The organism is Clostridium sp. (genome assembly GCF_030532265.1).
Lineage (GTDB): Bacteria > Bacillota > Clostridia > Clostridiales > Clostridiaceae > Clostridium.
The window spans coordinates 1-23,685 of the sequence record NZ_JAUNLM010000003.1; the positions used below are offsets into that span (position 1 = coordinate 1).

Here is a 23,685-nt window from a genome sequence, read left to right on the forward strand (position 1 = left end):
ATATAATTTAATTATAAGGCGCTATAGCCAAGTGGTAAGGCAGAGGTCTGCAAAACCTTTATTCCCCAGTTCAAATCTGGGTGGCGCCTCCAATAAAAAAGGAGAACTATAAGTTCTCCTTTTTTATTTCTATTTAATTTTTTCAATTAATTCTCCAATTTCATCATGAGTTATTTTATACTTTTTGTTACAGAAATTACAAACTATTTCTTCATCTTTTCCTTCATCATATATTTCATTTAAATCTTTTGATCCAATACTTATTAATGCTTTTTCTATTCTTTCTTTTGAACAATCACATTTATACTCTGGTTCAATTTCTTCTAATATTTTAGGATCCATATCTTCAAATATTTCTTTTATAATATCTTCAATTGTTTTTCCTTCTTCTATAAGTGCTGTTATAGGTTTCATATCTTGAAGTCTATATGTTATAACATCAGCTAAAAGTTCATCTGCATCTGGCATCATTTGAATTATAAATCCACCTGCTGCCTTTATTGATAAATCTTTATCTACTAAAACTCCAAGTGCAACTGCAGATGGTGTTTGTTCTGATACAGTGAAATAATAAGCTAAATCCTCTGCAACTTCTCCAGTATATATAGGAACCTGTCCAACATATGGATCTTTAAGACCCATATCTTTTATAACATATAATAATCCATTTTTTCCAATAGCTCCACTTACATCAAGTTTTCCATTTTCTTTTAATGGAATATCAACTTTTGGATTGCCAATAAATCCTTTAACAGTTCCATTTGAATGAGCAGTAACCGTTACTCCATTAACCGGTCCTCCTCCATTCATTCTTAAAGTTATTGCTTCTTTTTCTGATTTTAGTTGAACTCCCATTAATGATGCAGCTGTAAGCATTCTTCCAAGAGCTGCTGATGCAACTGGTGTACATTCATGAAGTGCTGTTCCTTCATTTACTAAATTAGTAGTTATACCCCCTATGAATCTAACCATTCCATCTTTAGCTGTACCTCTTATTATTTTATCTTTCATGTACTATCCCTCCATATTCCTTTTAACTACATATAATATTCTTTCAGATAAATCTGAAACCGCCTTATCTGTATATCCTTCAAATTTATCTAATATACAAAATCCAGTCTTATGAACAAGATCTTCTATAAATTTTTCTTTATAAGCTCTTTCAAAATGCTCTTCTTCAAATCTTTCATATAACTCCCCATCTTTAATGAAAAATGTTAAATACATACTTGTAATATCGTCTTCAAAAGTATTTTCCCATGAATAAAAAACATCTTCTGAATTATATGTATAAATATTATTTCCTAATATAGTAGAAAGTTTATAATATGAATTTATATCGAATATAAATATACCATTATCTTTCAGATGATTATAAACACTTTTAAAATAATTTTCAATATCAGAATCTTCTAATATATAATTTGTTGAATCTAAAACAGAGGTAATAAGATCAAATTTATGATTTAAAGAAAGCTCTGTCATATCTTGGCATACAATTCTACTTTTAATACGCTCTTTTTTGAATTTATCAAAAGCTTCTCTAAGCATATCTTCTGATAAATCAACTGCAAAAGAATTTTTAAACTCTTTTGCTAATCTTAAAGAAACGTTTCCTGTACCACATGCTAAATCTAAATAATCTTCATTATTAATTTTATATTTAGATAATAATTCTTTAACTCTACAGGCTATTTCATCGTAATTAATATCTTCATTTATTAATTCATCATATATTTTAGCAAACTCTCCATATGCCATAATATTCCCCCATTCACTTATATAAACATTATAACTTATATTATAATTATTTATAAATTTAGTCAAACTAATTAATTACAATTTATGAGGATTTACCTTCTACCTAATATTTGATCATTTGTTGGTATATGTAGCTTTTTCTTTCTGCTAGTCATTATACCTCCAATTCTACCTGTTTCTTCAGCAGTTAATGAGCCCCATCCACCTTCATCAACTTTATCTTTAAGACCTAATTCTTCTGCTATTTCATATTTTATTTTTTCTCTAAGTTTTTCAGCTTCTGTTAATTCTCTATTAGATTTTAATTTAGATTTTATAATTTTTTTTAAAGGCGTTTTACTCAAATTAAATCCCTCCATTCTTTAAAATTATTTTATCCAAATTATATTAAAATAATGTATATATCCTTAATATATTTATTAAGACTCTTTTAATAATGTATATTTTAAATTTATTTCTTATTATAAAACTTGATATTTTTTTAATAAATATTTATAGTTATTGTATACATATATTGAATAGATATATAAAATTGGAGGGATTAAATTGTATAATGTCGCAGTAGTCGGTGCTACCGGAAATGTTGGTAGAAAAATGCTAAGTATTTTAAAGGAAAGAAATTTTCCTATAAATAATCTTTATCTTTTTGCTTCAAAAAGATCTGCAGGTAAAAAGATAGAATTCAAAGGAAAAGAGTATGTTGTAGAAGAAACTTGTGATTCAAATATATTATCAAAAAAAATTGACTTTGCTCTATTTTCAGCTGGAGGAGATACTAGTTTAACTTTCGCTCCTGTATTTGCTAAAAATGGTGCTATAGTAATTGATAACAGTAGTGCTTGGAGAATGGATCCTAAAGTACCTCTTGTTGTTCCTGAGGTGAATCCTGAGGATATAAAGTGGAATAACGGAATAATAGCTAATCCAAACTGTTCAACTATACAAGCTATGCCTGTATTAAAAGCTATAAATGATAAATACGGATTAAAAAGAGTTATATACTCTACTTATCAAGCTGTTTCAGGTGCTGGTATGCAAGCTATTGAAGATTTAGAAAATGGTGTTCAAGGAATAGCCCCTAAAAAATTCCCAAAACCTATATTTGGTAACGTATTACCTCACATAGATGTATTTTTAGAAAATGGATATACTAAGGAAGAAATGAAGATGATAAATGAAACTAAAAAAATCCTTCATCTTGATGATTTAAAAATAACTGCTACAACAGTTAGAGTTCCTGTATTAAATTCTCATAGCGAAAGTATAAATGTGGAAACTTTAAAACCATTTGACTTAAAAGATATAGTTACTGTTTTAGATAATCAACCTGGAGTTAAGGTTTGTGATGATGTTAACAACCTTGTATACCCAACTCCCCTTGAGGCGTCTGACAAAGATGAAATATTTGTTGGAAGAATAAGAAGAGATTTTAGTGTTGATAATGGTTTAAACCTTTGGGTTGTAGCTGATAACATTAGAAAAGGTGCTGCATTAAACGCAGTTCAAATTGCTGAATTAATAATAAACAATAAATAGATTGGAGGATTTTATTATGTCAATTTTTGAAGGATCTGGTGTTGCTTTAATTACACCATTTACAGAAACAGGCGTGGATTATGATAAATTAAAAGAAATTTTAGAATGGCACGTTAAGGAAGGTACTGATTCTATAATAATATGTGGTACTACTGGTGAAGCAACTACAATGACATTAGATGAGAAAAAAGAAGTAATAAAATTTACAGTTGATACTATAAACGGAAGAATTCCAGTAATTGCAGGTACTGGTTCTAATAATACAAAAGCTTCTATCGAAATGAGTAAATATGCTGAGAGTGTTGGAGTTTCAGCAGTACTTGTAATTACTCCATATTATAATAAAACTAATCACAAAGGTCTTTTAAAGCACTTTGAATCTATAAATAACGCTATAAATATACCTATAATTCTTTATAACGTACCAAGTAGAACAGGAATGAACATTACTCCTGATACTTTAAAAGAATTAAGCAAGCTAAATAATGTAGTTGCTATAAAAGAAGCTAGTGGTGATCTAAGTCAAGTTGCTAAAATGGCAGAAGCTTGTGGAGATAGAATAGATATTTATTCAGGAAATGATGATCAAATAATCCCTATTATGTCTCTTGGCGGAAAAGGTGTTATTTCTGTTCTTGCAAATGTAATTCCAAAAGAAACTCATAACATGACAAGAATGTATTTGGATGGAAAGTGTCATGATGCTTCAAAAATGCAATTAGAGTATTTAACTCTTGCTAATTCACTTTTCTTAGAAACTAACCCTATCCCAGTTAAAACTGCTCTTAACTTAATGGGATTTAAAGTTGGTCCTTTAAGACTTCCTTTATATGAAATGGATGATGCTTTAAAGAATCAATTAGAAAATACCCTAAAAAAATATAAATTAATCTAAGGAGATTTTAAATGACTAAAGTAATAATAAATGGTATATCCGGAAAAATGGGAACTGTTATATGTAATGTAGCAAAAGATTTTAAAGACATTGATATAGTTGCAGGTATAGATAAATTTCCAAAAGAAAATTCTAATATAAAAATATTTTCTTCTCCTTCTGAAGTAAATATTGATTATGATGTTTTATTAGATTTTTCAAGAGCTGATGCATTAAAAGGCTTATTAAAACTTACTGAAAAAACTAAAAAACCTCTTGTTATATGTTCAACTGGATTTTCAGAAGATGATTTAAAACTTATAGATGAAAAAAGTAAAAGCTTGCCATTATTTAGATCTGCTAACATGTCTCTTGGAATAAACTTAATAAATTCTTTATTAAAAAAGGTAGCTCCTTTATTATACGGAAACTACGATATAGAAATAATAGAAAAACATCATAATCAAAAAGTAGATGCTCCAAGTGGAACAGCTCTTCTTTTAGCTGATACTATCAAGGATTCTTTAAAAGATGATACTAAATATGTATATGGAAGAGAAGGACAGCACAAACGTGAAAAAGAAGAAATAGGTATACACGCTATACGTGGCGGTTCAATTGTCGGAGATCATGATGTAATATTTGCTGGTACTGGAGAAGTTATAGAACTTTCTCATAAGGCAATATCAAGAGATGTATTTGCTGTTGGAGCTTTAAAAGCTTGTGAATATATGAGCAATATAAAAGAACCTGGACTATATGATATGAATGATGTTATAGGATTATAAATTTCAAAAAAATAGGCAATTTTTTATTTGCCTATTTTTTTATAATAACTTACTCATATAATATTCATCATAATAAAGCCCATCCTTGAAAATAGCTCTTTTCTTCAACCCTTCAACTTTAAATCCAACTTTTTTATATAAATTTATTGCAATAATATTATTGCAAACTACAGTTAATTCAAGTCTCTTTATATTATTTTCATATGCCCAAATAAATAATTCTTCAAATAATTTTCTTCCTATTCCTTTGCTCCTATATTTTTTTCTAATTCCAACTACACTATAAGATACATGTCTTATTCTATTGTACTTACCTCTAAAAGAACTTAAATAACCTATAAGTTCCTCACCATCAAATGCCCCAATAAAAACTAAATCTTCTAAGCTACTTGATAACATTTTATGAACTTCTTCTTCTGTTATTTTTCTTTCTCCTTCTTCAAATAGCAGAAATTCACTTTCTTTATCTAAATTATAAAAAAGTTTATGAAGCTTTTTATAATATCTTCTATTAAGTCTTCTTATTTCCAAATATTAGACCTCCTTATAATAAACGCTTTATATTTATATATATAAAAAAGAAGCAAGAATTATATCTCCTTGCTTCCTTTTTTATATTAATGAGCTTCTACATATGATTTATCAAAATAAATTTGTCCAAGTGATGATGATTGATAACCCTTAACATATGATTGAATTCCATATACTTTAGTATAATCATATAATGGAATTATAGGCATTTCTTCTAGTAATATTTCTTCTGCTTTTTTCATTAATTCAAATCTTTTATTATTATCAGCTTCAACCTTTGCCTTTTTAATTAACTCATCATATTCTTTATTTGAAAAATGTGAATCATTATTTCCCCAACTATTTTTATCTCCATCATTTCCACTAATCCACATATCTAAAAATGTCATAGGATCTATATAATCTGCAGACCAACCATGTCTTGCTATTTCATATTGACCATTTTGTCTTGTATTTAAAAATACTGCCCACTCTTGATTTTTAAGTTCTACATTAACCCCAATTTCTTTCCAATTTTGTTGAACAACTTCCATTATAGCTTTATGACCACCTTCTGAATTATACATTAATTCTATAGTTGGAATACCTTTACCATTTGCATATCCTGCTTCCTTTAAAAGCTTCTTGGCTTCTTCAACATTTTCTGATTGTTTTGTTGGGTCAAACTTATTATTCTTAAAATCCTTTCCATTTGAATCTTTTATTCCTTCTGGAACATAACTAGCTGATGCTACTTGACCTGCTTTAGTAACATTTTCAACTATAGAAACTCTATCTATAGCTAAAGAAAGTGCTTGTCTAACCTTCTTATCTGAAAGTACCTTTTGAACTTCTTTATCTAACTTATCAAATTCATTATTTACATTTACACATAAGAAGTATGTTCCAAGATTCGGATAAATTTGTACTAATCCACTCGCCTTCCCATCTTCTATTCTTTCAGTTGGAACATTACTTATAATATCAAAATCCCCTGATTCTAATGATGCATATGAACTTGTTTCATCCATAGCCATCTTATAAATTAATGTTTCAAGCTTTACGTTATCCTTATTCCAATAATTATCATTTTTAATAAAAGTATAAGAATCCTTCATTTGAAAATCATTTAATTTAAAAGGTCCATTTGATACATAGGTTTCAGGCTTATTTGTCCACTTATCACCATGCTCTTTTATTATATCTTCTCTTACTGGCATATAAGTTGGAAATGACATAAGTTCTATAAAATAAGGAGTTGGTGAATTTAAAGTTACTTCTAAAGTTTTATCATCTATTACTTTAACTCCAAGTTTATCCTCTTTTACCTTACCCTCATAAAATTCCTTTGCATTTTTAATGTAATAAAGTTGATATGCATATTCTGCTGCTGTTTCTTTAGAAAGTGCTCTTTTCCATGCATATGCAAAATCTTTTGCTGTAACAGGCTTACCATCTGACCATTTGGCATCATCTCTTAAATTAAATGTATAAGTTAATCCATCATTTGATATTTTCCATTCTTTAGCGACTCCAGGTATAGCTTTATCATTTTCATCTAATCTAGTTAATCCTTCAAATGCATTTCCAATTATAGTAGATCCATCTACAGCTGTATTTAAAGCTGGATCAATAGTTTCTACAACTGCTCCAACATTATAAGTAATTTTTTGTTCTACCGCTTCACTATTTCCCCCATTACCTTGATCACTTGAACCTCCACATCCAGCAAAAACAGATGCACTTAACGCTACAGCTAATGCTACAGCACAAAGCTTTTTGATTTTACTTAATTTCATTTTTTATCCCCCTTTTTATATAGAGTTATAATTAAATTATCAATTAGATAATAAATTATCTTAATATTATATTATTAATTATTAAATAAGTGACAAGAAACAAAATGTCCTTTTTCCACTTCTTTGATAGATGGTTCTACCTTACTGCATATATCTTTGGCATAAATACATCTTCCACAAAATCTACATCCTGGTTTAGGGTCTATTGGAGATGGTATATCTCCTGTTAGTACTATTCTTTTATTTTCTTTAGCAATTTTAGGATCTGGTATTGGTACTGCTGATAAAAGAGCTTTAGTATATGGATGCTTTGGCCTTAAATAAACATCATCACTAGGACCTTTTTCAACCATTTGACCTAAATACATAACTCCTATATGTGTTGATATATGCTTAACCATTGATAAATCATGAGCTATAAATAGATAAGTAAGCCCCAGTTCATCTTGAAGTTCCTCTAACATATTTATAACTTGAGCTTGAATAGAAACATCAAGTGCTGATATTGGTTCATCACAAACTATAAATTCAGGTTCTACTGCAAGTGCTCTAGCAATTCCTATTCTTTGTCTTTGTCCACCTGAAAATTCATGTGCATATCTATTTATATGGCTTCCATTTAATCCAACTTTATCTAGTAAATATCTTATTCTATTTTCCCTTTCTTTTCCTTTATATAATCCATGAATATCAATAGCTTCACCAACTATATCTCCAACTGTCATTCTTGGATTTAACGATGCATATGGATCTTGAAATATCATTTGCATTTTTCTTCTTAAAGCTATCATTTCTTTTTCAGATTTATTTGTTATATCTTCTCCATTAAAAATTATTTTTCCACTTGTTGGCTCATATAGCTTTAATATAGTTCTACCTGTTGTAGTTTTTCCACATCCTGATTCTCCAACTAAGCCTAACGTTTCTCCTCTTTTTATAAAAAAAGATACATTATCAACTGCTTTTACATAACTTTTCTTTGAAAAAATCCCTTTGCTAGCTTGAAAATATTTACAAAGATTTTGAACTTCTAAAATAATATCATTATTTTTCCCCATATTGCTTCACCTCTATTTCTGATGTAACTTTAGGTGCATTTTCATGACATAGCCAACATGCTGAGTTATGATTTTCTCCCAATTTAAATAATGGTGGCTTTTTATCTAAGCAAATTTTCATTGTATATTTACATCTTTCTGCAAAAGGACATCCTGTTGGTGGTTTTAAAAGGTCAGGTGGTTGTCCTTCTATAGGAATTAATTTTTCTCTAAGTTCACTCAATGGATTAGGAACACTATTTAATAATCCCCATGTATAAGGATGTTTGCTTCTATAAAAAATATCTTCAGCACTTCCTGTTTCTACTATTACCCCTCCATACATTACATTAATTCTTGAACAAAGATCTGCAACAACACCTAAATCATGAGTTATAAGTATTATAGATGTATTTAGTTTTTCTTTTAAATTTTTCATAAGGTCTAATATTTGTGCTTGAATTGTAACATCTAATGCTGTTGTAGGTTCATCAGCTATTATAAGACTTGGCTCACATATAAGACTTATTGCAATCATTGCTCTTTGTCTCATTCCGCCTGAAAATTCATGAGGATATTGTTTCATTCTACTTTCAGGACTAGGAATACCAACTAAATCTAATATTTCTATTCCTTTAGTCCACGCATCTTTTTTTGATAATCCTTTATGTTTAATTAAATGTTCAGTTAATTGAGTTCCTATAGTATATAAAGGATTTAAAGAAGTCATAGGATCTTGAAATATCATACTAATTTTATTTCCTCTTATTTGTTCCATATCTTTTTCTTTATATTTACTAATATCATCTCCATCAAATAAAATTTCATCGCATTCTATATTTGCATTTTCTGATAATAATTTCATAATTGACATCATAGACACAGATTTTCCACATCCTGATTCACCAACTATACCTACTGCCTCTCCCTTATCAACATAAAAAGAAATTCCTCTTACTGCTTTTACATCTCCTAAATGTGTTTTAAAGGAGGTTTTTAAATTTTTAACTTCTAATAATTTACTCATATTTTTCCTCCTACTATCTTTGATGCTTTGGATCTAACGCTTCTGTTAATCCATCACCAAGCATATTAAACGAAAGTATTATTAAACATATCATTGCTGCTGGGAAGAATAGCTGATAAGGATTTGTATATATAGCTGGCATTGCATCATTACATAAAGTCCCCAATGATGCAAGAGGAGCATTAAGGCCTAATCCTATAAAACTTAAAAAGGCTTCAGTAAAAATAGCTTGTGGAATTAAAAGAGTCATGGTAACTATTATTGACCCCATACAATTTGGTATTAAATGTCTAAATAATATTCTTTTTTTAGATGCCCCTAATGTTTTAGCCGCAAGTACAAATTCTTGTTGCTTTAATTGAAGAATATCTCCTCTTACTATTCTTGCCATTCCAACCCAATATGATATAGAAAGAGCTAATATAATACTAAGTATTCCTGTTTTATCAAATGCAGTATCTTTTAATACAGCCATTATAATTACAACATATATAGTTGTTGGAATTGAATAAAGGCAATCAACTATTCTCATCATTATATTATCAATCTTTCCACCAAAAAAACCTGATATTCCACCATATATAACTCCTATAAAAAGATTTATAATAGCTGCTGCACCACCAATAACTAATGAATACCTTGCCCCCATCATAACTCTTACAAATAAATCTCTACCAAGTTTATCTGTACCGAAGAAATTAGTTTTATTAGGCCCCAAGTCCTTTAATGCTAAATTTTGAGAATCATATTTAAAAGGAGATACTATAGGAACTACTATTGCAAGTATAACTAAAGCAATTATAATTATTAAAGAAATTAATGCTACCTTATTTGACTTTAACCTTCTCCAAGCATCACTCCAATAACCAACACTTGGTCTTATATTTTTTTCGAAAGCTTTTTCTTCTTGCGATACAGGAGTAAACATACTTTTATCAAATTCTAAATTTTCCATAAATCTGCCTCCTTTATCCTTCAATATCATCCAATTTTATTCTTGGATCTATGATTACATATAATATATCAACTAATAAGTTACTTATTACAATTAATGTGCAGAAAAACACTACTACTCCAAGTAAGGAAGTATAATCTCTATTTGTTATAGTTGATACAAATTCATTTCCAAGCCCAGGTACAACAAATATCTTTTCAACTACAAATGATCCTGTTAAAATTGATGCTATAAGTGGTCCTAAATAAGTTACAACTGGAATAAGTGAATTTCTCAAAGCATGTTTAAATATAACAATTTTGCTACTTAAGCCTTTAGCTTTGGCTGTTCTTATATAATCTGACTTTAATACATCAATTAATTTGCTTCTTGTAAGTCTTGTTATAAATGCCATTGAACTTCCTGCAAGCGCAATAACTGGCATAATATAACTACTTGGCCCCTTCAATCCAACTGCAGGTAGTAACTTCCATTCAACAGTAAAAAAATATATAAGTACTGCACCTATTACAAAACTAGGTACTGTTATGCCTAAAGTAGATATAAACATACATAATTTATCTGGTAATTTTCCTGATTTTAATGCTGATACTATTCCAAGTAAAGTTCCAACTGCTAAAGAGAAAACTACTGCAACAACTCCAAGTTTTGCTGATTTAGGAAATGAGTATTTTATAGTTTCTTTTACTTCCCTTCCTCTAAACTGCATTGATTCACCTAAATCACCTTTTAATAAATTTTTCATATAGATTTCATACTGCTCACTTAACGGTTTATCTAATCCATATTTTTCATTTAATATAACCTTCATTTCAGGTGTTACTTTTTCACCATCAAATGGTCCTCCTGGCATTGCCCTTACCAAAAAGAATGTTATAGTAACAACTGCCCATATTGTTAAAATACTAGTAAAAATTCTTTTTCCTATGTACTTTAGCATTTTACCCCCTCCATTCTATTTTTGTAATATTTTTTACATTTATTTATTGTTATTAATTATATTATATATAGTCATTTTGCTAATTTATTATAACAATTTTTATAGTAATTTATTATTAACTTATCAATAATATATCAATATTTTTAATATTAACTCAAAACCCCTTTATCTTTTTGAATACGTTTACTTTAGCTTATACTGTTAATTTATGGATAAAATTTAAATAAAATAAATATCTTTTTTTTATCGTTTTTATTGAAATATTTGTAAAAAACTTTTTTTATTTTACTATTCTTTTTTAAATACATTTCTTTATTTTTGTTCGCATTAAACAAACATTTTGAAAGTTTAATTTTTTAACTTTTATTTTTTATATTAAAAATAAAGAAAATTTATAGTATTAACTAGACTTTTTGAAGTAAAATTTAATCTTTCCTTCATTTTAATTTTTTTCAAAATAAAAATACGTTTGTTACTTTTTGTATAACAAACGTATTTTTTATAAAATTTATATATTATTTATTTTATGTTATTAATAAAATTTTCTATTTTATTCAGTGCTATTTCTAATTCTTCCATTGAATAACAATAAGATATTCTAATATAACCTTCACCGTTACTTCCAAAAGCTGTTCCTGGTACACAGGCAACCTTTTCTTTTTCAAGCAATTTATCACAAAACTCTTCTGAAGTTAAATTAAATTTTTTTATAGATGGAAAAACATAAAATGCACCTTTTGGATTATTCACATCTACTCCCATTTTTCTTAATCTTTCCACTACATAATTTTTTCTTCTTAAAAATTCATTTTTCATAAATATAACATCATCAAATCCATATTTTAATCCTTCAATCATACCATATTGTACAATAGATGGAGCACATGAAACACCATATTGATGAACTTTCATTATCTCATCCATTATTTTTTCTTTACAAGCTATATATCCAATTCTAAGACCAGTTGCTGAAAACATCTTAGAAAACCCACTTATATATATTATTTTATCTAATATAGATTCATCTTGAGCTACTGAATAATATGTATCATATATAATTGAAGCATATATTTCATCTGTAATTACTATAATATCTTCTTTCTTTATAAACTCTACTAGCTTATCTCTTAATTCTTTATTTAAAATAGCTCCAGTTGGATTTGTTGGAAAAGACAATACTAAATATTTACTTTTAGTTTCTTTATATTTATTTATTAAATTATCTATATTTATATTAAAGTTTTCATCTAACTCATAATTATTAACTTTCCCACCAATCATTTTCACAATACTTTCATAAGCTGGGTATGCAGGGTTTGGAATTAGAACTCCATCCCCATTATTTAAAAGTGCCATAAAACAATCAAATATTGCTTCACTTCCACCAACAGTAATGCAAATATTGTTACTATTATATTTAATGTTTAAACCATTTAAATATTTTGCTATTTCCTCTCTTAATTCCATTATTCCAGCATTTTCAGTATACACAGTTTTATTTTCATCTATAGCTCTTTTAATTCCATCTTTAACAACCTTAGGTGTATTAAAATCCGGTTGACCAAGAGTTAATGATATAGCTCCATCAACTTTCTTTACTTTATTATAAAATTTTCTTATTCCTGATATTTCTATTCCTAGTACTTTATTATTCATTAAAACTCTATCCCCTTCCTAGCTGGAATACCTTTTTGATAATAATGTTTAACTAACTTCATTTCAGTTACTAAATCTGCTTTTTCAACTATTTCTTTTGGTACATTTCTACCAGTCATTATTATTTCTACATGTTTTCTCTTTCTATCAATTATATTTATAACATCTTCAACTGTTAAAAATTTATTTTTTAATACTCCCATTATCTCATCAATAATTAGAACATCACATCTATCATCTTCTAAAAGACTTAAAAGAAAATCATAAGAAGCTTTAACTTCCTTTTTTACTTCTTCTTTTTCTTCTTCACTTAAAGTCCAAACGAAACCCCTTCTCTTCTTAAATCTAAAAATTTCAAAATTTTCTCCAAGCTCTTTTACTGTTTGAAGTTCTCCTGTTTCTCCACTTTTTAAAAATTGAATCATAATAACCTTTAAACCATTTCCATAAGCTCTAATCCCTTGACCTATTGCTGCTGTAGTTTTTCCTTTTCCATCACCTGTATATATCTGAACAAATCCTTCACTTAGTTTCAAACTTATCATCTCCTTATTAAAAATATTTTACATTAAACTTTTAATACTAGCAAATATTACTCTTTTTTACTCTAAACTCTTTTATTATTAAACTTTTTTTATTATAATTAACTTGTTATTTATAAATAATAGTAACTGTTAGAAAGGATGATATTATGGAATATAATTTAACTGATCCATATGAAATAGCTAGATTTATAAAAGAATCTAAAAAGTCAACACCTGTTAAAGTTTATATAAATGGTGACTTAAGCGAAGCAAACTTAGAAAATATAGAATGGTATGGTGCTAATGGATTTTACATATTAGCAGGTGAATCTGATTCAATACTAAAAGTTGTTTTAGATAACAAGCATTTAATTAAACACTTTAGAGTTGAAAATGATAGAAGAAATTCAGCAATTCCAATGCTTGATCTTCTTGAAGTAGAAGCTAGAATCGAACCAGGTTCAATAATTCGTGATAGAGTTAAAATTGGTAAAAATGCAGTTGTTATGATGGGAGCTGTTATTAATATAGGAGCTGAAATTGGTGAAGGAACAATGGTTGATATGAATGCTGTAATAGGTGCTCGTGGAAAACTTGGAAAAAATGTTCACTTAGGTGCCGGTGCTGTTGTTGCTGGTGTTTTAGAACCACCTAGCAAATCACCATGCGAAATTGGAGATAATGCTTTAATTGGAGCAAATGCAGTTATATTAGAAGGCGTTAAAATTGGTAAAGGTTCTGTTGTTGCAGCTGGATCTGTTGTTACTGAAGATGTTCCAGATGGAGTTGTTGTTGCAGGTTCTCCAGCTAAAATAATTAAATCAGTTGATGATAAAACAAAAGATAAAACTCAACTTCTTGATGATTTAAGAAAATAATAAAAAAGGTATTTGAATTTTCAAATACCTTTTTTTAATATTAAACTGCACCTTCTTCGTGCTCACAAACCTCATCTTTTTTTACTCTTTCCATTTTAGAAATTGAAACTTCATAAGCAATTTTCTTTACTACTTCTGTTTCTGATATTTTCTTTTGATATTCTCTACTTTGTAATCTACCCCATACTTTAATATTATCTCCAACTTCTAAACTCTTGCAAAATCTTGAATTTCTTCCCCATGCAATTGTTGGAATATAATCTGATTTATTATATGCTCTGTTAACAGCTAGTAAAACATCTGCTATTTCTCTTCCAAATGGTGTAGTTCTATATACTGGTTCTTTACATATGAACCCATCTAAATATATTTCATTTGGATTTTTGCTTTTTTCTATACATGGTTCAATATTTCTAGCAAATACAGTAAGTATAAGTTTATTAGAACCATCTACAAATTTATTGTATGATCTTAATTGTCCTTCAACTATAACGTCTTTTCCTAAGCTTACATCAAAATCAGCTAATAATCTTTCTGAAATCGTTATATTAAGTAAGTCTGTTGAATCACTTAATCTTTGAACTTCTAGATTAAAAGTATAAAAACCTTCCCCATACATTTCATGACTATACTCTAATTCTGAAACTACCTTTCCTTCAAGATAAATTTTGTTGTTTAACATTAAGTTATCCATTGTAACCCCTCTCTCCCTTTATAATTAAGTATTTTATAAATTTTAATGATCCCCACACCAGTACATTTCCATTATAATACATAATTTATTGCTTTTTCAATATAATTTATTATTTTTTATGTTGTATGCCTTGAGAATCTATATAATAACTATCTTTATAAATCATTTCACCAACCTTTTTAAATGAATATCCATCCTTTTTTAGTTCACTTATTAATCTATCTAAATTTTCTACTGTATACTTTGCATTATTATGATAAAGAATTATAGATCCTTCCTTTATCTTATCTTTAACCCTTTTATATTCCTTTTCTTTTCCATCTTCTCTCCAATCTACAGAATCTATATTCCATTGTATTGGTATATAACCCATACTTTCTACTTTTCTTAATGAATTATTCGAATAATCTCCACTTGGAAATCTAAATAAAATAGTTTTTACTCCCGTAGCTTCATATATTACTTTTTCTGTTTTAATTATTTCCTTTTCAATAAGCTCATCTCTAAGACCTGAAAAATTTGGATGTATATAACTATGATTTCCTATTTCATGACCTTTCTCATTTATAATTTTTAAATTTTTTAAATTTTCATCTGTATAATTAACCCATTTACCTATTATAAAAAATGTAGCTTTAACATCGTATTTATCTAACACATCTAATATATTCTTTAAGTAATCTTTCTCAGCCCAATTTATATCAAATGTTAAAGCTATTTCCTTCTCTTTAGTTTCTATACAATGTATAGGTAATTTTTTTTCAGTTGCTATAGTTTCTAATGATATTTTTTGATATTTTACATATACAAAACTCATAAGTAAAATTATAGCACCTATAACTAAAAAAATATTCCTTTTTCCCTTCATACCCTCTAAACCTCTATCAGTGTTATATATCATTTATATTTTATTTATAGTCACTATATTCATTATTTAAAAATTTATGCTATAATTAAAAATATATCTAGATAGATGGAGGCTTAATTATGTACGAAGAAAATTCATTAGAATTAGCAGAAAATAAATTATTGCTTTTATATATTTTAAAATCTTTAAAACATCCTATTTCTAATACACAACTTACAGAAATAGTTCTTGAAAATAGCTTTATTAACTATTTTACTCTTCAACAATACATAACAGAACTTAATGAAGCAAATTTTATAGAGTATGCTGAAGTAATGGATAAAAAATTATTAAAAGTTACAAATGAAGGTGAAGGAGTTCTTTCATTTTTTCAAGATAGAATATCCCCTTCGAAAATATCACTTATAAATGAATATATTAAGTCACATATAGATTTAATAAAAAAAGAATTAACTATACATAGCGATTATACAATTGGACAAAATGATAGCTTTATTGTAGATATTAAAGCTTTAGAAGATGATTCTCCATTGATAGAATTAAAATTACAAGTTCCTACAAAAAAACAAGCCACTTATCTTTGTAACAAGTGGCAGGAAAATCCTTCTGAAATTTATAATCAAATTATAAATCTACTTTTTGATGATTTAAATTAAACTATAATCATTGCATTAGGCTCATTTCCTATTGCAATGATTTTTAAATTTTCAAGCTCCTCATCTATTTGATATAAATTTCCATTAAAGTAATCTGTAACATATAGTTTATCTTCATGCTTCAATATTCCGTTTGGCATCCCACCTAAAAATAATCTTTTTTCTTCTTTTTCTTCTTTTTCATTTATTAAATTTATACTACCACCTTCAAAATCTGAAACATATAAAATTCCTTTATCTTCATAAATATCAACAGGTGTCTTCCCCGCTCTTATTCTACTCTCTAAATTAAAATTACTTAAAGAATAAATGCTTATATATCCATTATTATCATCTTCTAAATTGCTTTCACAAACATATAGTAATTTTTTATCTTTAGATAATTTTATTTTTATAGGATAATTTCCAACCTTTATATTTCTTATAACTTTATTTTCTTTTAAATCTATAACTGTTATTGTATCTTCTAATATATTAGCACAAAAAAGCTTACTATCTTCCTCACATAATACAATACTCCCTGGCGAAATACCTGTTTTTAATTGCATTTCTATTTCTTCTTTTATTATATTGTATATTATTATTGAATTTGTTTCATTACTAGATATATAAGCGTAATCTCCATATATTTTTATATCCCTAGGTGCTGGACATATATATTTTCTATTATTCTCAACAAATGATTCTAAATCAATATTTGATATAGTCCCATCTAACTTATTCACTACAATACAATTATTTTCTTTTATATCTATAGAAATAGGTCCTATAGATTTTTCATCTATTAGCTTTAAATGTAAACTATCTATTTTAAAATTATCTATGTTTAGTTTTTTAATACAGTCGTCTATAGTATTACAAACATATATATTATTTATAGGTAACACCTCCTTAAAAGACTTACCTATATATAATATGAATTATTTATAGAATTAGCGACAAATTACACTTTATTTCTTTATAATTTACAAATATAATATACTTGTACACTTTATAATTGGAGGTAAACTTAATGTACACTTATAAAACAACTGGTGTTTGTTCAACTGAAATACACATTGATGTAGAAAATAATACAATAAAAACTGTTGAATTTGTTAGAGGATGTCCTGGAAATCTTTTTGGAATTTCTAAATTAGTAGAAGGTATGAATATTGATGATGCTATATCAAAACTTGAAGGTATAAAATGTGGCAATAAAGATACATCATGTCCTGATCAATTATCAAAGGCATTAAAAGAATATAAAAATAAAAAGTAAGCTTATTTAGCTTACTTTTTATTTATTATTTATTATTTTCCTCATATCTCCTATCATATAAAGAGAGCCAGTAACTAAAATCAAATCATTTTCTTTAGCATCTTTTAAAATTTCCTCTAATCCTTCATTATAATCTTCAAAACTTAATACATTTTTATTTACCATTTTTATATGTTCTCTTAGTTCACTAGCAAGTTCAGCTCTGTCACTATGTGGAGTTAATGCAATTACTTTTTTACTTAATGGAACTATCTCCTTTATCATATCATCAACTTGCTTATCACTTAAAATACCAATTAATAAATACATATCATCATAATCAAAATATTCTAGTATATTTTTTTTAAGCATTTTTATTCCTTGTATATTATGAGCCCCATCTATAACAATAAGAGGATTTTCTCTTAGTACTTCTAATCTACCTATCCATTTAGCATTAAATACACCTTTTTCAATATTATTAATATTAAAATCTTCTATTTTAGATAAAACTTCAACTGCATTTATAGCTACATTACAATTTAATACTTGATGCTCTCCTAAAAGCCTAAGCTTTAATTTATAATCTTTTTTTAATCCTTTCACTTCTATATTCTGATAAAATTTTTCTTTATTTATGCTTATTAATTTAGAATTTTTTTCGTTTACTATATAAACTTTTGAATTTTTTTCTTTTGCTATTTTTAAAATCTCTTTTTTAACGGATTCTTTTTGAGGATATAATATTAAAGGAACATTATTCTTTATAATTCCTCCCTTTTCCCTTGCTATTTCTTCAATAGTATTTCCTAATAAATTTGTATGATCTAATCCAATTGAAGTTATAACAGTTAAAATTGGACTTACTACATTAGTAGAATCAAGCCTTCCACCAAGACCAACTTCTATTACTGCATAATCAACTTTATTTTTATAAAAATACTCAAACATTAAACAAGTTATTATTTCAAATTCTGTTGGATGGCTGTACCCTTCTTCAATAACTTTATCTACTGCTTCTTTTACAGTTTCTACAGAGATTGCTAAATCTTCCTTTTTAATATTTTCTTTATTTATTTGAATTCTTTCTTCAAATTCCTCCAAAAATGGTGAAGTATACATTCCTACTTTAAATCCTTCTTCAATTAATATAGAATTAATAATAGATGTAGTAGACCCCTTACCATTTGTTCCTGCTATATGTATACATTTTATTTTTTTATGCGGATTTCCCAAAATCTCTAAAATTCTTTCAGTTCTTTCAAGACCATAATTTGATCCAAAATTGCCTACTTCTTTTATATAATCCATTGCTTGTTTATAATTCATCCATCTTCTCCTGTTAATTTTATTAATAATTATAATAATATTTTATAATTAAAAGTTAATACTACAATTATATTATATTTTTCTAAATTTATCTAATAAATGACGTTTTATCATTTACATTAAATTGTTTTTTTGATATCATAAAAATAGTCGGATTAATATTTATTATTTAATAAAAAGTATTGTTAGTAAGAGGTGTTCAAAGTGAAAAATGTTGAGATTAAAAAAGACATCTACTGGGTAGGTGCATTAGATCCAGGTTTAAGAGTATTTGATATTATTATGTATACTCCATATGGAACAACTTATAATTCATATGTTGTTAAAGGAAATGAAAAAGTTGCTTTATTTGAAACTGTAAAAGAAAAATGTTTTGATGAATATTTAAAGACTCTTGAAACTTTAGATATAAAACCATCTGACATAGATTATATAGTAGTTGATCATACTGAACCAGATCATGCAGGATCAGTTGGTAAAATACTTGAGCTTGCTCCACATGCAAAAGTCGTTGGTTCAATGCAAGCAATTTCTTTCTTAAAAGAAATTATAAATAGAGATTTTGACCATATAGTAGTTAGAGATGGTGATACTTTATCTCTTGGAAATAAAACATTAAAGTTCATTTCTGCACCATTTTTACATTGGCCAGATTCAATGTACACTTATGTAGTTGAAGATAAAGTCTTAATGACTTGCGATTCATTCGGAAGCCACTACTCATGTGAAGAAGTATTTAACGATTTACTTCCTAACAAAGATCATTATTATGATGCATTAAGATATTATTATGATTGTATATTCGGACCATATAAGCAATTCGTATTAAAAGCTATCGATAAAATAAAAGACTTAGATATTGATATTATTTGTCCAGGACATGGACCTGTGCTTAGAGATAATCCATGGGAAATAGTTAAAACTTATAAAGAATGGAGTACTCCTGTAAAACCTAATATAAACGGAGACAAAAAAGTTACTATTTGTTATGTTTCAGCATATGGATATACTAAGGAATTAGCAAATCACATTGCTGAAGGTATTAAAAAAGATCATAATGTTGAAGTTAAAATGTACGATGTTATAGAACATGAAACAGCAGAAATACTTAAAGATATAGAAGAATCAGATGGTATATTATTCGGTTCTCCAACTATAGTAAATGAATTACTTCCACCAATTAGAATATTACTTGCAAACTTAAACCCTATTATTCATGGTGGTAAATTTGCTGCAGCATTTGGTTCATATGGCTGGAGTGGTGAAGCTGTTCCAAGAATAGAACACAGATTAGAAGAATTAAAAATGAAATTAGTAAATCCAGGTTTAAAAGTTAGATTTAGAGCTTCAGAAAAGCAAATTCAAGAAGCTATAAACTTTGGTAATAGTTTCTCTAAATCTATGTTTGGCGAAATTGATCTAAAAGCCATTGATCACGGAAAATGTGATGTTAAATAATATTTTAGATTAAAAAAGAGGCATTAGCCTCTTTTTTATTTAAATTTATATTTTCTATGAAAAAACGCTGGTAATTAAATTACCAGCGTTATAATAATTAAATTATTTTAATGTATCAATTCTGCCTTTAACAGCTTCTAACATTTCAACATATTTAACTCTCTTTTCTTTTTCACCAAGAACTACTTTTTCAGGAGCTTTAGCTACAAATCCTTCATTTGAAAGTTTTTTATCTATTCTTTCAATTTCTCCTTCTAATTTCTTAAGTTCTTTATTTAATCTTTCAAGTTCCTTTTCTCTATCAACTAAATCAAGAAGTGGCATAAATAATTCTCCACCTTTAACAACTAATGATACAGCATTTTCTGGAACTTCATTTTTGCTTTCTATAAATGAAACATTTGATGCTGATGCTAACTTCTCAATATAAGCAGCTCCATTTTTAAATGCATCTTTAGCTTCATCTGATATATAACATATAACATTTGCTTTTCTTGAAGGCTTAACATTCATTTCAGCTCTTAAATTTCTTAAGTTTTTAATAGCTTCTATTATAAATGCCATATCATTCTCAGCTTTTTTATCATTTAATTCTTCTTTATATTCTGGCCAATTAGATAAAGTTATTGTTTCTTCTTTATCATTTAAATGCGTAAATATTTCTTCTGTTATAAAAGGCATTACAGGATGAAGTAATTTAAGTCCTGATTCTAAAACATTAAATAATACATTATAAACTATACCTTTCGCCTTTTCATCTTCTCCATATAATACAGGTTTCACAAGCTCAATATACCAATCACAGAATTCATTCCACATGAAATCATAAATTTTTTGAAGAGCTATTCCAAGCTCAAATTTATCCATATTTTCTGTAACTTCTTTAATTAAAGTATTTAAGTTTGAAAGTATCCATCTATCAGCTAAACTATATTCATTTGAATCTTTATATTTATCCATTAATTCTCTATCTAAATTCATCATTACAAATCTTGAAGCATTCCAAATTTTATTTGCAAAGTTTCTTGCTGATTCAACTCTTTCTGGATAATATCTTATATCATTTCCTGGTGCATTACCAGTAACTAACATAAATCTTAAAGCATCTGCTCCATAAGTATCGATAACTTCAAGTGGATCTACTCCATTACCTAATGATTTACTCATTTTTCTTCCTTCTGAGTCCCTTATTATTCCATGAATTAATACATTTTCAAATGGAGTTTCTCCCATATTATGTATTCCACTAAATATCATTCTAGCAACCCAGAAGAATATAATATCATATCCTGTAACTAATGTATTAGTTGGATAGAAATATTCTAAATCATCTGTTTTATTTGGCCAACCAAGTGTTGAGAAAGGCCATAGCGCTGAACTAAACCAAGTATCTAAAACATCTGTTTCCTGTTCTAAATTACTGCTCTTACAAGCTTCACATGTTGTTACTTCTGATTCACTTACGTTTATATGTCCGCAATCATTACAGTACCACACTGGTATTCTATGTCCCCACCATAACTGTCTTGATATACACCAATCTTGTATATTTTCCATCCAGTTAAAATATGTTTTATCAAATCTTTCTGGAACAAATTTTGTTTTTCCATTTTTAACAACTTCTATAGCTGGCTCTGCTAAAGATTGCATTTTTACATACCATTGTTTTGATATTATTGGTTCTATTACTGTACCACATCTATCATGTGTTCCTACATTATGGCTATGGTCTTTTACTTTAACTAATAGTCCAAGTTCTTCTAAATCTTTAACTATTGCTTTTCTAGCTTCATATCTTTCAAGACCTTCATATTTTCCACCCTTTTCATTTATGAATCCTTTATCATCCATAACTCTTATTTCAGGAAGTCCATGTCTTTTACCTACTTCAAAATCATTTGGATCATGAGCTGGAGTTATTTTTACTGCACCTGTACCAAACTCTAAATCTACATACTCATCTGCAACTATTGGAATTTCTCTATTTACTAATGGAAGTATTAAAGTTTCTCCAATAAGATGCTTAAATCTTTCATCATTTGGATTAACTGCAACTGCTGTATCTCCAAGTAATGTTTCTGGTCTTGTTGTTGCTATTTCTAAAAATCCTTCTCCATTTTTAAGAGGATAATTTATATGCCAAAAATGTCCTGCTTTTTCTTCATATTCAATTTCTGCATCTGAAAGAGCAGTTTGACACTTAGGACACCAATTTGTTATTCTATTTCCTTGATATATAAGTCCTTCATTATAAAGTTTAACAAATACATGCTTAACAGCTTTATTTAAATTTTCATCCATAGTAAATGCTTCTCTAGTAAAGTCTGCTGAACAACCCATTTTTTTAAGTTGAGTTCTTATTCTCTCTCTATATTCATCTGTCCACTCCCAAACTTTTTCTAGGAAAGCTTCTCTTCCCATTTCTTTTTTCTTTAAGCCTTGCTTAAGCAATTCATTTTCAACTTTAACTTCTGTAGCTATTGAAGCATGATCTTCTCCTGGAAGCCATAAAGTTTCAAATCCTTGCATTCTTTTAAATCTTATAAGCATATCTTGAAGTGTATTATCAAGTGCATGACCTAAGTGTAATTTACCAGTTATATTTGGTGGAGGCATAATAATGGAATATGGCTTTTTATTTTTATCTACTTTTGGAGTAAAATATTTTTTTTCTTCCCAAGTTTTATAAATTCTATCTTCAAATTCTTTTGGATTATACGTTGTCTCAATATTTCTTATATCTGACATTACAATCTCCTCCTTTAATAAATTTCTAAAAATTATTTATATTTAAGTATAATTACTATTTTTATAATTTTATATAAAGATAAATTTTTTTGCTTTTTTATAAAATAAAAAAAGAGCCTTCATCCTAAAAGGACGAAAGCTCGTGGTACCACCTTTATTCTTATAATAACTAAATATTTATTATAAGCACTTAATTCAATTAACGATTATTTTAAAACCGTCTTTAGTTACTACTATTTCACTAAAGAAGCTCCAAAGCTACCTTCAAAATATTCAGTATAAAGGGCTCTCACCTAATCCCTTTTCTCTTTGATACTTAATAAATTTACTCCTCTTTTTCTAAGCCTTTAATATATGATTTTCGTATATATATGTTATAGTAATATTTGTTTTTTGTCAAATATTTA

The 23,685-nt window shown here is 27.5% G+C and carries 23 protein-coding genes, 1 tRNA gene and 1 other annotated feature; of the genes, 8 read left to right on the top strand and 16 right to left on the bottom strand.

The window, feature by feature from the left end:
• Positions 1-17: 17 nt before the first annotated feature.
• Positions 18-92, top strand: a tRNA-Cys gene (locus tag Q4E08_RS01625).
• Positions 93-129: 37 nt separating this feature from the next.
• On the opposite strand, the gene hslO is transcribed toward Q4E08_RS01625, so the two are convergent.
• The 3 genes from hslO to Q4E08_RS01640 all read right to left on the bottom strand — a co-directional run bounded on the left by hslO (position 130) and on the right by Q4E08_RS01640 (position 2,105).
• Positions 130-1,011 (bottom strand): Hsp33 family molecular chaperone HslO, encoded by an 882-nt coding sequence (hslO, locus tag Q4E08_RS01630; protein ID WP_303127472.1) that lies wholly within the window; start codon positions 1,009-1,011, stop codon positions 130-132.
• Positions 1,012-1,014: 3 nt separating this feature from the next.
• Positions 1,015-1,761, bottom strand: a complete 747-nt coding sequence (locus tag Q4E08_RS01635; protein WP_303127474.1) for a class I SAM-dependent methyltransferase — start codon at positions 1,759-1,761, stop codon at positions 1,015-1,017.
• 92 nt (positions 1,762-1,853) lie between these two features.
• Entirely contained in the window at positions 1,854-2,105 is a 252-nt protein-coding gene (locus Q4E08_RS01640; protein ID WP_303127476.1) for a small, acid-soluble spore protein, alpha/beta type, read from the bottom strand.
• Positions 2,106-2,307: 202 nt separating this feature from the next.
• Here Q4E08_RS01640 and Q4E08_RS01645 point away from each other — a divergent pair, with 202 nt between their 5' ends.
• Genes Q4E08_RS01645 through dapB form a run of 3 tightly spaced genes read left to right on the top strand, consistent with a single transcriptional unit; the run spans position 2,308 to position 4,959 of the window.
• Complete coding sequence (locus tag Q4E08_RS01645) at positions 2,308-3,297, top strand: aspartate-semialdehyde dehydrogenase (protein ID WP_303127478.1); 990 nt, start codon at positions 2,308-2,310, stop codon at positions 3,295-3,297.
• Between the two features lie 22 nt (positions 3,298-3,319).
• The gene (gene dapA, locus Q4E08_RS01650) at positions 3,320-4,192 is read left to right on the top strand and encodes a 4-hydroxy-tetrahydrodipicolinate synthase (RefSeq protein WP_303127676.1); all 873 of its coding nucleotides are present in this window, start codon (positions 3,320-3,322) and stop codon (positions 4,190-4,192) included.
• Positions 4,193-4,203: 11 nt separating this feature from the next.
• Entirely contained in the window at positions 4,204-4,959 is a 756-nt protein-coding gene (gene dapB, locus Q4E08_RS01655) for a 4-hydroxy-tetrahydrodipicolinate reductase (protein ID WP_303127480.1), read from the top strand.
• 39 nt (positions 4,960-4,998) lie between these two features.
• On the opposite strand, the gene Q4E08_RS01660 is transcribed toward dapB, so the two are convergent.
• The 8 genes from Q4E08_RS01660 to Q4E08_RS01695 form a co-directional block, all read right to left on the bottom strand.
• Positions 4,999-5,490, bottom strand: coding sequence for a GNAT family N-acetyltransferase (locus Q4E08_RS01660; RefSeq protein WP_303127482.1), 492 nt, complete (start codon positions 5,488-5,490; stop codon positions 4,999-5,001).
• 86 nt (positions 5,491-5,576) lie between these two features.
• A complete protein-coding gene (locus Q4E08_RS01665) occupies positions 5,577-7,268 on the bottom strand; it encodes a peptide ABC transporter substrate-binding protein (RefSeq protein WP_303127484.1) in 1,692 nt (563 codons plus the stop codon).
• Positions 7,269-7,342: 74 nt separating this feature from the next.
• A complete protein-coding gene (locus Q4E08_RS01670) occupies positions 7,343-8,326 on the bottom strand; it encodes an ABC transporter ATP-binding protein (protein WP_303127485.1) in 984 nt (327 codons plus the stop codon).
• A complete protein-coding gene (locus tag Q4E08_RS01675; RefSeq protein ID WP_303127487.1) occupies positions 8,313-9,332 on the bottom strand; it encodes an ABC transporter ATP-binding protein in 1,020 nt (339 codons plus the stop codon). The genes Q4E08_RS01670 and Q4E08_RS01675 overlap by 14 nt, the downstream gene beginning before the upstream one ends.
• Before the next feature lie 13 nt (positions 9,333-9,345).
• The gene (locus Q4E08_RS01680; RefSeq protein ID WP_303127488.1) at positions 9,346-10,287 is read right to left on the bottom strand and encodes an ABC transporter permease; all 942 of its coding nucleotides are present in this window, start codon (positions 10,285-10,287) and stop codon (positions 9,346-9,348) included.
• 13 nt (positions 10,288-10,300) lie between these two features.
• A complete protein-coding gene (locus Q4E08_RS01685) occupies positions 10,301-11,227 on the bottom strand; it encodes an ABC transporter permease (protein WP_303127489.1) in 927 nt (308 codons plus the stop codon).
• A 519-nt stretch (positions 11,228-11,746) separates the two neighbouring features.
• Positions 11,747-12,883: a pyridoxal phosphate-dependent aminotransferase gene (locus tag Q4E08_RS01690; protein WP_303127490.1), complete on the bottom strand. Its 1,137-nt coding sequence runs from the start codon at positions 12,881-12,883 to the stop codon at positions 11,747-11,749.
• On the bottom strand, positions 12,883-13,419 hold the full coding sequence (locus Q4E08_RS01695) for a cob(I)yrinic acid a,c-diamide adenosyltransferase (protein WP_303127491.1): 537 nt from the start codon (positions 13,417-13,419) through the stop codon (positions 12,883-12,885). Before Q4E08_RS01695 ends, Q4E08_RS01690 begins: the two co-directional genes overlap by 1 nt.
• A gap of 155 nt (positions 13,420-13,574) precedes the next feature.
• On the opposite strand from Q4E08_RS01695, the gene dapD reads away from it, so the two are divergent.
• Positions 13,575-14,285 (top strand): 2,3,4,5-tetrahydropyridine-2,6-dicarboxylate N-acetyltransferase, encoded by a 711-nt coding sequence (dapD, locus tag Q4E08_RS01700; protein ID WP_303127492.1) that lies wholly within the window; start codon positions 13,575-13,577, stop codon positions 14,283-14,285.
• A 40-nt stretch (positions 14,286-14,325) separates the two neighbouring features.
• Here dapD and Q4E08_RS01705 read toward each other — a convergent pair whose 3' ends face one another.
• Entirely contained in the window at positions 14,326-14,979 is a 654-nt protein-coding gene (locus tag Q4E08_RS01705; RefSeq protein ID WP_303127495.1) for a single-stranded DNA-binding protein, read from the bottom strand.
• Between the two features lie 109 nt (positions 14,980-15,088).
• Positions 15,089-15,880: a polysaccharide deacetylase family protein gene (locus tag Q4E08_RS01710; protein WP_303127498.1), complete on the bottom strand. Its 792-nt coding sequence runs from the start codon at positions 15,878-15,880 to the stop codon at positions 15,089-15,091.
• 86 nt (positions 15,881-15,966) lie between these two features.
• Between Q4E08_RS01710 and Q4E08_RS01715 the strand changes: the two genes are divergently transcribed.
• On the top strand, positions 15,967-16,503 hold the full coding sequence (locus Q4E08_RS01715; protein WP_303127505.1) for a DUF4364 family protein: 537 nt from the start codon (positions 15,967-15,969) through the stop codon (positions 16,501-16,503).
• Here Q4E08_RS01715 and Q4E08_RS01720 read toward each other — a convergent pair.
• Complete coding sequence (locus Q4E08_RS01720; RefSeq protein ID WP_303127507.1) at positions 16,500-17,390, bottom strand: YncE family protein; 891 nt, start codon at positions 17,388-17,390, stop codon at positions 16,500-16,502. The two genes, Q4E08_RS01715 and Q4E08_RS01720, sit on opposite strands and share 4 nt — an antisense overlap.
• A gap of 125 nt (positions 17,391-17,515) precedes the next feature.
• Between Q4E08_RS01720 and Q4E08_RS01725 the strand changes: the two genes are divergently transcribed.
• Complete coding sequence (locus Q4E08_RS01725; RefSeq protein ID WP_303127509.1) at positions 17,516-17,764, top strand: TIGR03905 family TSCPD domain-containing protein; 249 nt, start codon at positions 17,516-17,518, stop codon at positions 17,762-17,764.
• A gap of 18 nt (positions 17,765-17,782) precedes the next feature.
• On the opposite strand, the gene Q4E08_RS01730 is transcribed toward Q4E08_RS01725, so the two are convergent.
• Positions 17,783-19,072 carry a folylpolyglutamate synthase/dihydrofolate synthase family protein gene (locus tag Q4E08_RS01730; protein ID WP_303127510.1) on the bottom strand — a complete coding sequence of 430 codons (1,290 nt, stop codon included), beginning with the start codon at positions 19,070-19,072 and terminating at the stop codon, positions 17,783-17,785.
• A gap of 204 nt (positions 19,073-19,276) precedes the next feature.
• Here Q4E08_RS01730 and Q4E08_RS01735 point away from each other — a divergent pair, with 204 nt between their 5' ends.
• Complete coding sequence (locus Q4E08_RS01735; protein ID WP_303127512.1) at positions 19,277-20,530, top strand: FprA family A-type flavoprotein; 1,254 nt, start codon at positions 19,277-19,279, stop codon at positions 20,528-20,530.
• 102 nt (positions 20,531-20,632) lie between these two features.
• On the opposite strand, the gene Q4E08_RS01740 is transcribed toward Q4E08_RS01735, so the two are convergent.
• Entirely contained in the window at positions 20,633-23,278 is a 2,646-nt protein-coding gene (locus tag Q4E08_RS01740; protein WP_303127515.1) for a valine--tRNA ligase, read from the bottom strand.
• A 125-nt stretch (positions 23,279-23,403) separates the two neighbouring features.
• Positions 23,404-23,629 (bottom strand) — a binding site (T-box leader).
• Positions 23,630-23,685 lie beyond the last annotated feature (56 nt).